Raw genomic sequence first — 14,257 nt, forward strand, 5'->3', positions numbered from 1 at the left:
CCGACGGCCGCGTCGACGCCACCTCTTATTGCCATAGACTTGCAAAAGCAAGCCTATGGCAACTAGAGAGGACCAGCCCAGATGGCCGTCTACACACTCCCCGACATGCCCTACGACTACGGAGCGCTGGAACCCGCCATGTCCGGCGAGATCCTGGAACTGCACCACAGCAAGCACCACGCCGCGTACGTCAAGGGCGCCAACGACACGCTCGACCGGCTCGCCGAAGCCCGGGACAAGGGCGACTACGCGTCCCTGGTCGGACTGGAGAAGACTTTCGCCTTCAACCTCTCCGGCCACATCCTGCACTCGATCTTCTGGAAGAACCTCTCCCCGGACGGCGGCGACCGCCCCGACGGCGAGCTCGCCGCCGCCATCGACGAACACTTCGGCAGCTTCGACGCCTTCGCGGCGCAGCTCTCCGCCGCGACGACGGGCGTCCAGGGCTCGGGTTGGGGCGTACTGGCCTGGGAACCGCTCAGCCGCAGGCTGATCGTCGAACAGGTCTACGACCACCACGGCAACGTCGGACAGGCCTCCACCCCGCTCCTGGTGTTCGACGCCTGGGAACACGCCTACTACCTGCAGTACCGCAACGTCCGGCCCGACTACGTCGACCAGCTCTGGAACCTGGTCAACTGGACCGACGTCGCCGCCCGGTTCGACGCCGCCCGAGCCACGGCGTCCACGATCTGAACACGGTGGACCACCCCGCCGTGGCCGCCGCCGACGCGGCGCAAAGAGCCGCCGGCGTCATCGCCGCCCGACATCGCGGCGACCTCGCCGGCGCCGAGGCGCTTCTCGCGTCCTTCCCCACCGAGCAGGCGAGGACCCTCGGCTTCTACCTCCTCGCCGAGCTCGCCCTCGGCCTGCTTCGCAGCCAAGCCGGGCAGAGCATGGACGAACTGGTACGCGAACTGTCACTCCACCTCGCCGCCGCGGTGAACCAACCGCCGTCCGACCAGGACCGCCCGTAACGCCCGGCCGCACCCGTCGACCGGGTCGGGCCACCGCCACCCGGACCCGACCCGGTCGACGGCGCCCGCACGATTCGCCGCTGGTGGAGCTGTTTGCCGAGGCGAACGCCACTGGCAGCCCGCAGAATCTGCACCTTTGGGCAAACCCCGCAGATCCCACGGGGATATGTGGCATGACCTGCGGCACGTCACCCGTTCGGTCGACCGCAGATTCTGCACCGTTTCGGTGTTATCCCCCAGATTCTGCATCGAACTTCGGCACCATGACTGGCTGACGGTGCTGGCCGCCGCCGCCCGCGCCGACCTCGACCTCCGCGACTCGACAGACCAGCAACCGACCCAGCCAGAGGCTGAGGACGCCGACATGACCAAACTCCGCCCCCGTGACGTCGCGGCACTGCCCCGCGACACGACCGACGAACAAGCCGCCGCCCTGCTCTCCCGGGACTACGAGACGTTCTGCGCCTGTGTCGTCGCCGAGGCGACACGCAAGGTTCCGAAAGCGTTCCGCCGCGTCCTACGGCAGCCTGACTGGCACGACGACTGGATCGACGCGCTCCTCGGCATCGAGGCCACACTCCAGATCGCGGTCCTACGCGCCCGCTACGAAGACGGTCCCCACGCGGACCGAACCATCCGCAACAGCGACGCCCTTGCCGGCGTTCGCTCCCGACTTCACCAGGTCCGGGCCCGGGCGCGGCATCGGGAGCACCACCACGTTCAGAACGTTCCGGTGGAGAAGCCGGCTGTTCGGGCGGCGACGAGGGGTTTGACCGTCGCTCACCGGGACGAGTACCACCAGCTCATCGACGAGGCGCTGGCCGCTGCAGGCCTGCCTGCTGACGTTCGCCGCCGCCCTACGGGTGACTGCGCCACCATGGCCCGGTGGGTGCTGAACCTCGGCGTCGCGGTTCCGGCGATGCCTCCACCCGGCGGCGAGGTAGACAGGCTGGTGGGGCTGCCCGACGACGCGTTTGACCAGGTTGTCGCCCGCGATGTACGGCGCGACCCGGAGACGCCGGACCTGTGTCACCCTCTGCTGCTGGATCGGTGGGGTGAGTCGTTGTGTCGGCTCGCCCAGTCGACGGCGACGCAGTTGGGGTTGCCTGAACGGCCCATGGGTGCCATCTCCGATGTTGACCTGACGGTTGCCGGATTGGACTCGCGGGCCGCCTATCGGCGCATCAAGCAGCTTCGGTTCCTTGCCCACGTCCAGCAGCGATGGCTGGAGCAGAAGACTCTGGCTCGACGGTTCCGGCAGACGATCGTTGCCTGGCACGCTGAGGTGACCGGTCCGCCGGTGATGTCAGCGCGAGAGACGCTGCGTCGCAGGTATCCCGAGGAGTTCAGCACGCTGCTGGGTACGGCGACGTCACTGGACGGTGGTGGCGAGCCCGCTCCGTCGGAGGTACACGAGCCGTCACCGGCACCGCAGGCGGCCCGTATCTTCGCTGAGCGGCTTGAGGAGTCCGGGTGGGCTGCCTGTCTGGAGTACGGGCAGACGAAGGGCGGCGAGCTTCGGGCGTGGGTTGAGGCCACGCGGGGATCAGCAAAGCTTCGGGCTGCGTACCGGCGGAAGAACAAGGGGCGGCGTAGCAGCAGGGGTTGGGCGTTGACCTTCGTTGGTGCCCAGTTGCGGGGTCTCGGATGGGTGACGTTGCCGAAGGTCGCCGACGCTATTGATCTTGCCTTGATGTCGGAGGACGTTTTTGCTGAGCATGTAACGCGGTACGCCGCGATGAGCGCTTCCTCTGGGTCTGACAAGGCTCGTGCCCGCTGGGTGTTCGCGGCTCCTGTGTGGGCACGGCGAGTCCGGGTGACGCCCGACGCTCAGCCCGAGCGCCCTGCCCGCACCCAACGGGAGGGAGCTGTTTCCTCCGCGGGCCACGGACACGAGTGACCGAGCCGGGTCACCGTTTCGGTTCGGAGCAGCTGTTCGACCGGCATGCTGGTGTCGGGCGGCGGCGAACCAGGCGGCGGACCGCCCCGACCGGGCGGCGATGTTGACCTGGTGGGCGGGCGGGACTCGAACCCGGAACCGAGGGATTATGACACCGATCCGTCGGCTAATCCCACCTCGCGATGTCCGATTTTGCCCCAAAATTCGATGTGCGAATTGCACGCTCAGTCGCCAAGAAGCCCACTGCCGCCGCTGGTTTCTGTCCGTATGGGGACATAGCCACGCCGTCGTGGCATCGATCGAGCAGCGCTGCGCATCCTGGCGAGTGGTCTGGCGGCACAAGGGCGTCAAGCAACACACCTCCTAGCCTCGCGCGAGTACGCCGAGCAGGCCCGAGACATCGCCCAGGCGCACCGGCACCAGATCACCGCCGACCAGCTCTACGCCGCCATGGGCGTCCTCGACGAAGAGCCAGTCGCCACCGTCCTCCTCGCCCAGCACGAGCCCCAGGAGGCGACCTGGGCCGACCTCGCCCACCGCCTCGACGGCCGCTTGACGTGGCTCGCCGACCAGACCGGCGCCGACCCGCTCGCCCGCACCCGGACCACGCTGCCCCGGCTCTAGCCTGGCACAGTCGCCGTCCTCGTGCGACACCTCCAGGACGAAGACCGCTGGATCCGCGGCGCCCTCCGACTCGACCCGGCCGGCGAGCTGCTCCCCGGCGCCGAGTGCCCGGTCTGCGGGGCCCGGCCCCTCCGACTCCTGACGACCGGCCGGCACTCCGGTGTCGTCGTGTGCGGGGCCGGCTGCCGCTGCGTCGGCCAGGGCTGCCGCTGCCGGATGCCCGTGCAGGTGGAGGGTGCCGCGCACATCTGGATGGGATCGGCGGCGGCACGGGCGGCATATCTGCGGACTACGATAGACAAGCTGAGATCACTGAATGTAAGGGCTTGCTAATGTCCATCACATACCGCGCCGCATGGGTACCCGACGACGACCCGCATCGAGACTGGAACGACGCGGCCGAACTTGCCATCGACTGGATCGAGAATGAGGCTCGCGAGCAGAGCAAACGTGTCCTACTAGTCACCGTCTCCTTCAACGGTGCCACGTACAACTCCCCGCTGGCCCGCTACACCCGCCCCGACCAGCATGTCACGCCGAGGGGCGGCCGCAGGGGCCCCGGTAGCGTTCCCGTTCTGGCGTTCGTACCTGACATGGCAACGCTGGAGTACGCGGCCAATCTCGCCCGCAACTCATCCCTATGCGTCATCGAGACCAAGGCCGAACCCTTGTCCGGCTGGGCGGCTGTCACCGGCGCCGTCAACCTCCTGACCGGCAAACCCGCGAGCCTGGACGAGGCCGTGGCTACGCACCTCGACCGTCTCGTCTTCTACGGCAACAACGGGTACGGAGACAACTTCGCCAAGCAACACGCCCGACGCATCCTGGATGACTTGGCGGCGGCCGGCGTCACCGATCGAGACTTCATCGTCTCCGCTCTCGCTGCCCGGGGCATCTCGTTGTACGGGCAGAAGAACATCGGCAAGCTGATCGACCGCCGGTCGTAGTATCAGCCGATGATCACGGTGACGGGGCACCTGCGGGGCAGGCTGGCCGACGGCGCGGTACGGGGCCTTCCGCGGAGCAGCCTGACGGACGGCCCCCGAAGGTCTGGACGCTGGAACAGCGGAACACAGTGCCCGGGATGACACCAGACCATGATCACCGGTACGAGCTGGAGCCCACACCTGACGAAGACGGCGCGTGGACAATGACGTGCGTCCGGACCGACCAGATCAGAATGTCCGAATAGACCGAGCATCGACATGCACCGTAACGATCAATTTTGCTACCTCACCTCCCTATAGCGGATGATGCATTGGCCGGTACCCGCAACGTTGAGGAATGATGGCCTGCGTGTCTCCGTCCCTGGCCAGCCAGATCCTGCACAGCGATCACGAGGTCGACTGCCCTGAGTGCGGTTACCCGGTCTGGATCCGCTTTTCTGAGGTCATCGCACAGTGCACCGTCACCTGTCCATGCTGCCGACTCCGGCTACACCTCATCGACTCCGACGGAACGATGCAAACCTTGGGTGACACCCTGGAACGGCAGATCGATCAAGCGTTGAAGGGCCTGACAAGATGAGGCACCAGCAAGACTTGCAGGTTGCGCTTCGCGAGCGCTTCCGTCGGATCTTGACCCAGCGACATGACCTCGCCGGTCACGAAGTGCGGCTGGTTGTCGACTGGGTTAAGAATCAGCCTGCCTTGCGTGCGGCTCTCGCCGAAGCCGAGCGGATCGAGCCAGATCTCGACTTCGCCGCCTTCCTCTCCCGCCTGGAAGCCCGGAAGCTGTCTTGGACTAGCAAGACGGAAGAGGGTCGCGCCGTGCTGGCATGGCGCCTCATGGAGCACATCGCCGACGATGACATCAAACACGGCGCCAACGGGCGGGTCGCGCGGTATATGGCCATCGCCACCCTCGCTCGCAACCTCAACGACGGGTGGCGGCAGTTCGCCGAGATGGTGCTCTCCCCTTTCTTCGACTTTCTCAGTGAACGGGTAGGGGCCGAGAGCAGTGTGCTCTACGTCTTGGAGCGGTACGTCCGCCGCGTCGAGTGGTTTGATCGAGAAGAGCTTTATGCCCGATTCCAGCAGGACACCCGCAATGGCGAGGAGGTCTACAACCTGGACCTTCAGCGGTTTCTGTACCTGGAGGGGAACTACGTCACCCACGCCAAGCCGCGCTCGGCCTCCGGCGAGGCAGACATCATCGGCGAGGTCGATTCGGACGACGCCCTGATCTGCGATGGCAAGATCTTCGATGCTGGATCACGCGGAAAGGGCTACCTGGCCAAGGGGTACAACCAGATTGTCCAGTACGCCCAGGACTATCAGAAGAACGTGGCGTACCTGGTCATCTTCAACGTCTCAGGTCGCCCGCTTCAGTTCCCAACTGACGAGTCCAAGGGCGTCTCCTTCCCCTACGTCGACATGTCGGGCGTTCGAGTGTACTTGGTAGGAGTGCGGGCGCTGCCGCCGCAGACGACCGCGAGCAAGCTGGGCAAGGCTACGCCCGTGGTAGTGACCACCGAGGATCTGATCAACCCGGACGCTTCCTGACCTACGCTTGACGGGTGATAGTCCGGGTCGAGGGCGAGGAGTACGGGACGGCGGCCGAGCTGGCCGCCGTCCTCGGCCCCGACGTCACCCCGGCCACGATTCGACGCTGGGCCGAGCGAGCCGGACTACCCGCCTACCGAGATGGCCGGACCGTCCGCTACCCGCTCTAAGCCGCACCGCCGAGATCGAGCGGGCGGCACGGCGTTCTCGCCGCGGCCGGCCGCGTCGGGTTGACGCGGCCGTCGCCGCAGCATGATTTGTTCACTCACGCCGTAGGTGGCGTGTGCCCGCAGGCCGTTTGAGCCTAGCTCCCGGGCTTTGTTGTCTCCGGACCGGCTGACGGCGTGGGTGGCGGGGGATGCGTGCGCGGCTGGACCTAGTGGCCCAGCCGCGCACACCCCGAGCAGGCTTCCCGGGCGCGGGCCCCGCTCGCCGCGCCCGGGACCGGCGCGCCGCCGCTACGACACCGAGCGCGGCATGGCCGCGCCCGGTGCAACCGAGGTAAGCCCACGTGGGACGGCCTGCCACTCAGGAGGATTACGCCCGCGTCCGCGAGCTGCACGCCCAAGGCCTGAGCCGCAACGCCATCGGCAAGGCTCTCGGCCGCTCCGGCCGCAGCATCAGCCGCATCGCGGAAGCAGAGGGCCTCAGCTTCGACCGTGAGCGCACCCGCGCCGCCGCCGAGGCCAAGAAGGTGGACGCCCGCGCCCGGCGGGCTGTGCTCGCCTTGGCCCTCCTCGACGACGTCGACCAGCCCGCCGACACGTCCCAACGAGGTGCACCAGTTCGACAAGGAGGGCAACCTCAACACCAGCATCGTGAGCCAACCGCCACCCCGGGACTAGCGGGACCTGATGATGGCCATCGGCACCGCGATCGACCGCAGCCTCCGCCTCGACGAGTACGATGCCGACCCCGACATCGACGCCACGAGAAGCATGCTCGGCGCCCTTGCGAAGGGGCTCGGCGCCGCGTACGACCAGCTCAACCGAACCGATGGCGATTGACCTCGACGCCGTCACCCGGATGCTCTCCCCGATCTATCTCCGATCGGTGGTCGAGTCGACGGCCCGGCTCAACATCTGGCAGGGCTCGGTCCGCAGCGCAAAGACCGTCGCGTCGCTGCTGCGGTTTCTGATGGCCGTCGCCGCCGCGCCCAGCTCGGGCCGGGTGCTGCTGTTCGGCAGAACCAGAGAGCGTCAACCGCAACATCTTCGCCGTCGTGACCGACCCGGCGCTGTTCGGCCCTCTCGCCCGCCTGGTCAAGTACAACCCGGGCGCCGCAACCGACACGATCCCCGGCCGCGAGGTCGACGTCCTGGGCGCCAACGACTCGAAGGCCAAGCCGAAGGTCCGCAGCATGACGCTATGCCTGGCCTACGACGACGAGCTGACCCGTACCAGAGCCCTTCTTCGCCCAGGTCCTGGCTCGGCTGTCCGTACCCGGCACGGAGCTCTTCGGCACCACCAACCCGGACTCGCCGGCGCACTGGCTTCGCAAGAAGTACCTGCTGCGCGCCGGTGAGCTAAACCTTCGAACCTGGCACTCGACGCTCGACGACAACCCACACCTCGACCGCGCCTACGGCGCCAACCTGAAACGGGAGTACGTCGGGCTCTGGTACCGCCGGTTCGTCGCCGGCCAGTGGGTCATGGCCGAGGGCGCGGTCTTCAACATGTGGGACGGGGACCGCCACGTCGTCGACGACCTACCCCGGATCACCCGGTGAATCAGCCTCGGCATCGACTACGGCACCCGCAACGCGGCCGCAGCCCTGCTCCTCGGCCTCGGCGAGGACGGCCGCCTGTACCTGACCCACGAGTGGCGGCACGACCCGGCGACCGCCCGGCGCCAGCTCACCGACGCGGCGCTGTCCCGCGAGATCCGCGGCTGGCTCGACCGGTTGGAGGTGCCCGGCGCACCCGGTCTGCCCGGAGTGAGACCGGATTGGGTCGTGATCGACCCGGCTGCCGCGTCGCTTCGCCTTCAGCTCCATGAAGACGGGATGATCTCGGCCCTGGCCGACAACGCGGTACTCGACGGCATCAGGCTGATGTCCTCGCTGCTGGCCAACGACCGGCTCAGGGTGCATGCGCGGTGCACGGGGCTCATCGACGAGATTCCGGGCTACTCATGGGATGACAGGGCCGCCGAGCGGGGCGAGGACGCCCCGATCAAGGCGGGCGATCACTCGATCGACGCCGCGAGGTACGCAATCAAGACGAGCGAGGTGCTGTGGCGGCCCCTGCTCCGCAGTCCCGCAGCCTGACGAGGACCGAGCGATCAGGCATGCGACTCCTCTGCCGCGGCCCGCCTCAACTGCCGTACACGCTCAAGGCGCGCCGGACCCTGGAAGGTTTCCTGAAGGACTTCATCCATCAGGGCCAGCACAGCTTCAGCTTCGTCGTGGCCGATGGGAGCGGCGAAGTCGCCATGTGCCATGTCGTTACCCCAGTGGCGGACTTCGTGGGCCATCTCGCCAGTGGTGGATCGCAGGTGTGTTCCTTCAACCATGTTCGTGATCCTTTCGGAGAGAGATCCACTACCAAAGCCGAGATGCTTGGCGGTGGCCTCGACTACCGCCCGGGACAGGCTGATAGCAGCTCTGTACGCGCCGATAGAGAAGCACTCGTAGGCTTCTGAGGCGGCGCTAGCGATGTGGTCTGGGACGTCAGGGAAGGCTTTTGCCTCACCGCTGCGTGGTAGCCAGGTCACCGGAGCACCGGTGTCGAGGATGTAGTCGATTGCATTGAAGACCTGGCTCGGGGTGGGGCCAGGGTCTTCGGGCAGGTTCGCAGCGGCCAAGAGCAGCTTTCCGCAGTGGTCACACCGGTAAGCGGCCATTACCTCCCAGAAGAGGCCCGCACGCTTGTACGACGCCGCCGTTGCCTGTGGGGCCATACGCGAGAAACGCCCGCACCACACACATCTTGTACTAGCCACAAGGTACGAGAGTATCGATTGAGGAGACGCCGGTGCCGATCCCGACTGGCGGCGCTTGGCCGCCACCCGCTCACCAGCCTGCCTACGACGCCTACCGCGTCTGGGACGCCTGGTACCTCGGTGACCTGACCCCGCAGCTGGTCAAGGTCTACGCCGAACAATCGACGGCCCGGGTGCGGCCCAGCCAGTACGCCGGCGGCGTGGTCGGCAGGCCACTTCGCCTCGCCCGCGCCGAGGGGGCGGCGCGTGGGCGCGGCCGGCTCAGACGCCGTCACCCCGCCGTGGTTGGAAGCGAGGTGGAGGGTTGGGGTTATCTATCGCAGCGGCCAGCTATGCCGCCACCCGTCCTGGTCGCAGGACAGCACGTGACCACCGTCCGGGAACACCGTCAACCAGAGCTGGTCGTGAGCGGGACGGCCGGCATCCATCCACCGCTGGTAGATGTCGGCCACGTCGTCCCACAGCCGCCGCGCACCACCCTGCACCACCGTGACCTCCCGAGCCCGCTGATGCACGCGCGCCCACGACCCGGTGTCGGCGTCGACCAGGCAGTGAATCTGTTCGCCGTCCGGCAGCAGGGAGCACTGGTAGACGCCAGGTTCGAACAGGTGTCAGAGGAACTCGAACCGCGGGTCGGCCCAACCGTCGGCCTCCGGGCCGGCGCTGCGGGCGCGTCCGGTGCCACCCATCGCGGTGTCGATGATCTGCTGTGTGGTCGGTCCCGCAGGGCTGTCCGCCGGCCGGGCCTCGATGAAGGCGCACACCTGGCCGAGGAACTTGCCGTAGCCGATGCCGTCCCCGTCGATGCGCAGTGGAACCACCCCGTCTGACAGGTTCGCCATCACGACACCCCCGGGCCGGGTATGGGCCAGCCACGCGGCCGGCACCCGGCGGACCGAGCAGGTTGCGATGATCCGGTCGTACGGTGCGCTGGGTGGGTAGCCGGCCAGCCCGTCGGCGGCGGCCAGACGCGGCGTGTAGCCGACCCGGGCCAGCGCGGCGCGCGCCTGCGCGACCAGGCCCGGGTCAATGTCGACGCTCGTCACACGCCGGTCGCCGAGCCGGTGCGACAGCAGGGCCGCGTTGTAGCCGGTGCCGGTGCCGATCGGCAAGCCGCTCGGCCTCCAAAAGCCGACCCTGCCTCAGCCGCTTTGGTCGGAGCCGGGGCGGCAGCCGTGATCATCTTCGGTGGGTGCGTGTGCATAGGCGCGCTCGTGGTCCGGGCGGTAGCCGGATCCTGCGACAGCTACAAGGCAGGCGTGACACACACTATTGACCGTCTCGCCCAGGCACTTCGGCCTGACGACGACGAGTAGCCTGTCCCCAGACTGTCCCCACACAACGAGTAACGCCCCGCCGGATAAGATCCGGCGGGGCGTTCACGCTGGTAACCCCTGTGGGGCGGGCGGGACTCGAACCCGCGACCGAGGGATTATGAGTCCCCTGCTCTAACCGGCTGAGCTACCGCCCCTGGTTGGCGCCGGGATCGTATCCCGGCATCCCGCCGACCGACCACCGACATCCGGCGCACCCGGGCAGGGCGGGTCAGGCGACGGAGCACCGGGCGCCTCCGACCAGGGTGACGGCGGTCCCGGCACGGCGAGAATAGCAACCGCAACCGACATCCGGAGTCACCGAACGGTCCGTCGCGGCTCGCGTCCCGGGTCGGCGCGGCGCCCCTCACGATCCGAGGTGCCGCAGGATCGCCCCGGCCGCGCGCCAGCCACTGGCCAGCGCGCCCTGCGCGGACGGGGTGGCCCGGTGGTCGCCGGCGACGAAGATCCCCGCCCCCAGCGCCACCGGCTTACGCAGGCGCCCCTGCGGTGGCGGGGTGGCGGGCAGCGCCCCGGCGACGGACACCGTGGTCAGGTGCTCCCAGTCGTGGACCGGACAGCCGTAGAGCCGGGCGAGCTCGGCCCGGACGACCGGTTCCGGCGGTACGTCCGGACCGGCGACCGAGGTCGCGACGAGGTGCCGCCCGGCCGGGGCGTACGTCGGCGCCGCCCGGCTGAGCACGACGGTGTTGGCGACGATCCCCCGCCGATCGCCGTCGAGCAGCAGGATCGGCTCGTCCAACGGCGGCTCGACCGTCGAGTGGTAGTACGTGGTGAGCCGGTTCAGCCGTACCTCGCCGAGACCCGGCAGCAGCCGGCTCGCCGTACCCGGGTCGGTGGCGACCAGGACAGCCCGGCAGCGGATCGTGCCGGCCGGGGTGACGACCCGCCCGGCGTGGACCGAGACGGCGGGCACGCCGGGCGCGATCAGCGATGCGGGCAGCGGCGCCGCGACCGCCGCCGGCAGAGCCGCCATTCCGGCGGCCGGCAGCCCGACCCGTCCGCGGGCGAAGGAACGGATGACCATGGCGAGGACCCGGCTCGACGTCGACAGTTCCCGCTCGCCCAAGACCCCGGAGAAAAAGGGCCGCAGCAGCTCCTCGACGATCCGGTCCGAGAGTCCGGCCCGACGCAGTTCCAGCTCCGCGGTCAGCTCGGGCGCCGCGAGGAGCCGCCGCACCGGGTACGTCGCGCAGCGGGCCGCCAGCCCGGCCAGCCGGATCCGGTCGAAGGCGCGGCCCACGCTGCTGATCCGCTCCGCTCCGGCGGCCCGGCTGAGATCCCCTACCGGCCCCGGCGCGCGGCCCAGCCGCCCGAGCTGGGCGGCGTCGGCGAGCCCGGTAACGATGGTCCGGGCGACGCCGAGCGGGTCGCGCAGCGGATGGACCATGCGGTGCCCTGCCCCACCCCGACGGACGAGCACCCCCTGGGTGAGGAGCCCCAGCTCCAGGGCGGCCAGGTCGACCAGCGCGGCCTGCCGGGGATAGGCGGTGTTCACTACCTGGAACCCCCGGTCGATGAGGTAGCCGTCCACGGCGTCGGTGGCGACCCGTCCGCCGAGCCGGTCGGCGGCCTCGACCAGGAACCAGGGCGTACCGGCCCGGTGCAACCGGCGGGCGGCGGCCAGGCCGGCCAGCCCGCCGCCGACGACCACCACGTCGGTCTCGGTCGGTAGCGCGGTCACGATCCGCACGGTCTCACGATGCGGCCGTCCCCACCGTCGTTTCGCGCCTCTTGGACTGCCGGGCCGGAGACGCCGGAGGAACTGACGGCCGACGCTCGGATGTGGGCGCCGGATGGACGGGCCACCGGGCGGGCCCCGATACGACGATGCCCGCCGGCCACGCCGACGGGCAGGACGTTTGGTGAAGCTCCCCCGTTTGGACTCGAACCAAAAACCTGCCGGTTAACAGCCGGCTGCTCTGCCAATTGAGCTACGGGGGATCGCAGGTGTCCCGCACTGGATCTCTCCGGCGCGGTGCGACGGGACAAGAGTACAGGACGATCGGGGGTCGTGGTCCAGCGGGTTACCCATGCCCACGCCAGCGCCGATAACGGACAAATCGTCAGCCTGACCCCAACCAGGCATGACTTCGGTGGAGGATGGGTACCGGACCTGGGGACGGACGACGCAGGCGCGAGACACCTCCAACCGCCGGGGGACGCCCGGGGGACGGACCGCGTCGACATGGAAGGAGTCGCCATGCGCGGAAAGCTGTGGTTCGTCGGCGGGCTGGCCGTGGGCTTCGTGCTGGGCGCCCGCGCGGGCCGGGAGCGATACGAGCAGCTGGTGCTGCAGGGCCGCAAGGTGCTCGACCACCCCACGGTGCAGGAGGCGGCCGGGCTCGCCCAGGCCCAGGCCAGCCGGCTCTACGCCGAGGGCAAGGACCGGCTCAGCCAGACCAGGCTGGGCGAGAAGATCGGCCTGGGCAACCGCGCCAACGGCAGCACGTCCGTGGGATCCGGCGCCGCCAGCGGGTCGGGCGGTTCGTCGTCGGCCGGGTCAGGCGCCTCGGCGTCGGCCTCCGGCTCGCCCTCGGACGCGCGGTCCGGATCGTCGGGGTCGGGCACCAACGGCACAACCGTCTGACACCGCCCCGGCCAGGGCCACCGCCGACCGACCATCCCGGCCCGGCTGACGGACGATCCATCGCCGTGTCCCGGTCGTCGATCTCGCCGGCGGTCGAGGCGCCCGGGATGACGACGTGGGTGTGCCCTGGCAAGGCCGCGGACTGGCGTCCACAGACCGGTGACCCGCCGGCTGCGGCCGGCGGGTCACCGGTGTCGGATCAATCGGTACGGCGAGACCGTCATCGCCGGCCCACCGACCCCGGCACCGGCCCACGGAGGCCGAGGCTCAGTCCCGACTGCTGAACGCGGCGTCGAAGGCGGCGCTCGGCGCGTCGAACGCCAGCCGCCGGACGAACTGCAGCGCCTCCGGCGCACCGACGAGCCGGTCCATCCCGGCGTCCTCCCACTCGATGGAGATCGGGCCGTCGTACCCGATGGCGTTCAGTGCCCGGAAGCAGTCCTCCCACGGCACGTCGCCGTGGCCGGTCGAGACGAAGTCCCAGCCGCGGCGCAGGTCCGCCCACGGCAGGTGCGACGACAGCCGGCCGCGTCGACCGTCACCGGTACGCACCTTCGCGTCCTTGCAGTCGACGTGGTAGATCCGGTCGGCGAAGTCGAGGATGAAGTTGACCGGGTCGAGGTCCTGCCAGACGAAGTGGGACGGGTCCCAGTTCAACCCGAATGCCGGGCGGTGACCGATCGCCTCCAGGGCGCGCTTGGTCGTCCAGTAGTCGTACGCGATCTCACTCGGGTGCACCTCGTGGGCGAACCTGACCCCGACCTCGTCGAAGACGTCGAGGATCGGGTTCCAGCGGTCCGCGAAGTCCTGGTATCCCTTCTCGATCATCGAGGGCGGCACGGGCGGGAACATGGCCAGGGTGTGCCAGATCGACGAACCGGTGAAGCCGACGACGGTCCTCACCCCGAGCTTCGCCGCTGCCCGGGCGGTGTTCTTGATCTCCTCGGCGGCCCGCTGGCGCACCCCCTCCGGCTCGCCGTCGCCCCAGATCCGGGCCGGCAGGATGTCCTGGTGCCGCTCGTCGATGGGGTGGTCGCAGACCGCCTGGCCGACGAGGTGGTTCGAGATCGCGAAGACCTGAAGGTTGTACTTGGCCAGCGTCTCCCGCTTCCGGTCGACGTACGACGGGTCGGCGAGCGCCTTGTCGACCTCGAAGTGGTCGCCCCAGCAGGCGATCTCGAGTCCGTCGTAGCCCCACTCGGAGGCGAGCCGGCACACTTCCTCGAACGGCAGGTCGGCCCACTGGCCGGTGAAGAGGGTGATGGGTCGTGCCATGGTCTCTCTCCTGTCGTCTGCTGCGATGGGGTGACGGGGGGTGGCCCGGTCCACCGGCGGCCAGGCCGCCCGGAGCCGAGGGTCAGGCCGATAACGAGTCCGGTAAGGC

General features: G+C 69.1%; 14 protein-coding genes, 2 tRNA genes and 1 pseudogene. 9 read left to right on the top strand and 8 right to left on the bottom strand.

Features of this window, described 5'->3' with window-relative positions; genetic code table 11:
• Nucleotides 1-81: 81 nt before the first annotated feature.
• From EF879_RS26360 to EF879_RS26370, 3 genes are all read left to right on the top strand, one after another.
• A complete protein-coding gene (locus EF879_RS26360; RefSeq protein ID WP_123563245.1) occupies nt 82-696 on the top strand; it encodes a superoxide dismutase in 615 nt (204 codons plus the stop codon).
• 5 nt (nt 697-701) lie between these two features.
• Nucleotides 702-977, top strand: coding sequence for a superoxide dismutase (locus EF879_RS26365; protein WP_123563247.1), 276 nt, complete (start codon nt 702-704; stop codon nt 975-977).
• A gap of 277 nt (nt 978-1,254) precedes the next feature.
• Nucleotides 1,255-2,877: a hypothetical protein gene (locus tag EF879_RS26370; RefSeq protein WP_123563249.1), complete on the top strand. Its 1,623-nt coding sequence runs from the start codon at nt 1,255-1,257 to the stop codon at nt 2,875-2,877.
• A 363-nt stretch (nt 2,878-3,240) separates the two neighbouring features.
• On the opposite strand, the gene EF879_RS26375 is transcribed toward EF879_RS26370, so the two are convergent.
• On the bottom strand, nt 3,241-3,747 hold the full coding sequence (locus EF879_RS26375; protein ID WP_123563251.1) for a hypothetical protein: 507 nt from the start codon (nt 3,745-3,747) through the stop codon (nt 3,241-3,243).
• A gap of 86 nt (nt 3,748-3,833) precedes the next feature.
• Here EF879_RS26375 and EF879_RS27070 point away from each other — a divergent pair, with 86 nt between their 5' ends.
• The 5 genes and pseudogenes from EF879_RS27070 to EF879_RS26405 all read left to right on the top strand — a co-directional run bounded on the left by EF879_RS27070 (nt 3,834) and on the right by EF879_RS26405 (nt 8,275).
• Nucleotides 3,834-4,448 carry a hypothetical protein gene (locus EF879_RS27070; protein WP_148086561.1) on the top strand — a complete coding sequence of 205 codons (615 nt, stop codon included), beginning with the start codon at nt 3,834-3,836 and terminating at the stop codon, nt 4,446-4,448.
• Nucleotides 4,449-5,078: 630 nt separating this feature from the next.
• The gene (locus EF879_RS26390; RefSeq protein WP_148086562.1) at nt 5,079-6,005 is read left to right on the top strand and encodes a hypothetical protein; all 927 of its coding nucleotides are present in this window, start codon (nt 5,079-5,081) and stop codon (nt 6,003-6,005) included.
• A gap of 14 nt (nt 6,006-6,019) precedes the next feature.
• Complete coding sequence (locus EF879_RS26395; RefSeq protein ID WP_123563258.1) at nt 6,020-6,175, top strand: helix-turn-helix domain-containing protein; 156 nt, start codon at nt 6,020-6,022, stop codon at nt 6,173-6,175.
• A 684-nt stretch (nt 6,176-6,859) separates the two neighbouring features.
• Complete coding sequence (locus tag EF879_RS28425; protein ID WP_233604768.1) at nt 6,860-7,012, top strand: hypothetical protein; 153 nt, start codon at nt 6,860-6,862, stop codon at nt 7,010-7,012.
• Nucleotides 7,002-8,275 (top strand): annotated as a pseudogene (locus EF879_RS26405) (PBSX family phage terminase large subunit). Before EF879_RS28425 ends, EF879_RS26405 begins: the two are co-directional and overlap by 11 nt.
• Before the next feature lie 14 nt (nt 8,276-8,289).
• Here the strand turns inward: EF879_RS26405 and EF879_RS26410 are convergent.
• The 6 genes from EF879_RS26410 to EF879_RS26435 all read right to left on the bottom strand — a co-directional run bounded on the left by EF879_RS26410 (nt 8,290) and on the right by EF879_RS26435 (nt 12,227).
• Nucleotides 8,290-8,811, bottom strand: a complete 522-nt coding sequence (locus EF879_RS26410) for a DUF4145 domain-containing protein (protein ID WP_158624313.1) — start codon at nt 8,809-8,811, stop codon at nt 8,290-8,292.
• 452 nt (nt 8,812-9,263) lie between these two features.
• A complete protein-coding gene (locus EF879_RS28430) occupies nt 9,264-9,464 on the bottom strand; it encodes a hypothetical protein (RefSeq protein WP_233604769.1) in 201 nt (66 codons plus the stop codon).
• A 96-nt stretch (nt 9,465-9,560) separates the two neighbouring features.
• On the bottom strand, nt 9,561-10,061 hold the full coding sequence (locus tag EF879_RS28435) for a methyltransferase domain-containing protein (RefSeq protein WP_233604770.1): 501 nt from the start codon (nt 10,059-10,061) through the stop codon (nt 9,561-9,563).
• A 285-nt stretch (nt 10,062-10,346) separates the two neighbouring features.
• Nucleotides 10,347-10,420 (bottom strand) — tRNA-Ile (locus EF879_RS26425).
• Nucleotides 10,421-10,629: 209 nt separating this feature from the next.
• Nucleotides 10,630-11,967, bottom strand: coding sequence for an FAD-dependent oxidoreductase (locus EF879_RS26430; protein ID WP_233604771.1), 1,338 nt, complete (start codon nt 11,965-11,967; stop codon nt 10,630-10,632).
• Nucleotides 11,968-12,154: 187 nt separating this feature from the next.
• Nucleotides 12,155-12,227, bottom strand: a tRNA-Asn gene (locus tag EF879_RS26435).
• A 259-nt stretch (nt 12,228-12,486) separates the two neighbouring features.
• Between EF879_RS26435 and EF879_RS26440 the strand changes: the two genes are divergently transcribed.
• On the top strand, nt 12,487-12,873 hold the full coding sequence (locus tag EF879_RS26440) for a hypothetical protein (RefSeq protein WP_123563262.1): 387 nt from the start codon (nt 12,487-12,489) through the stop codon (nt 12,871-12,873).
• 267 nt (nt 12,874-13,140) lie between these two features.
• Here the strand turns inward: EF879_RS26440 and EF879_RS26445 are convergent, their stop codons facing one another.
• A complete protein-coding gene (locus tag EF879_RS26445; RefSeq protein WP_123563264.1) occupies nt 13,141-14,148 on the bottom strand; it encodes a sugar phosphate isomerase/epimerase in 1,008 nt (335 codons plus the stop codon).
• Nucleotides 14,149-14,257: the final 109 nt, after the last annotated feature.

The sequence above is a fragment of the Micromonospora sp. HM5-17 genome (assembly GCF_003762835.1).
In the GTDB taxonomy this organism is placed as follows: Bacteria; Actinomycetota; Actinomycetes; order Mycobacteriales; family Micromonosporaceae; genus Plantactinospora.

Coding starts and splice junctions, on each gene's coding strand:
- EF879_RS26440 (WP_123563262.1), top strand. CDS start 12,487: ATGCGCGGAAAGCTGTGGTTCGTCGGCGGGCTGGCCGTGGGCTTCGTG.
- EF879_RS28425 (WP_233604768.1), top strand. CDS start 6,860: ATGATGGCCATCGGCACCGCGATCGACCGCAGCCTCCGCCTCGACGAG.
- EF879_RS26445 (WP_123563264.1), bottom strand. CDS start 14,148: ATGGCACGACCCATCACCCTCTTCACCGGCCAGTGGGCCGACCTGCCG.
- EF879_RS27070 (WP_148086561.1), top strand. CDS start 3,834: ATGTCCATCACATACCGCGCCGCATGGGTACCCGACGACGACCCGCAT.
- EF879_RS26360 (WP_123563245.1), top strand. CDS start 82: ATGGCCGTCTACACACTCCCCGACATGCCCTACGACTACGGAGCGCTG.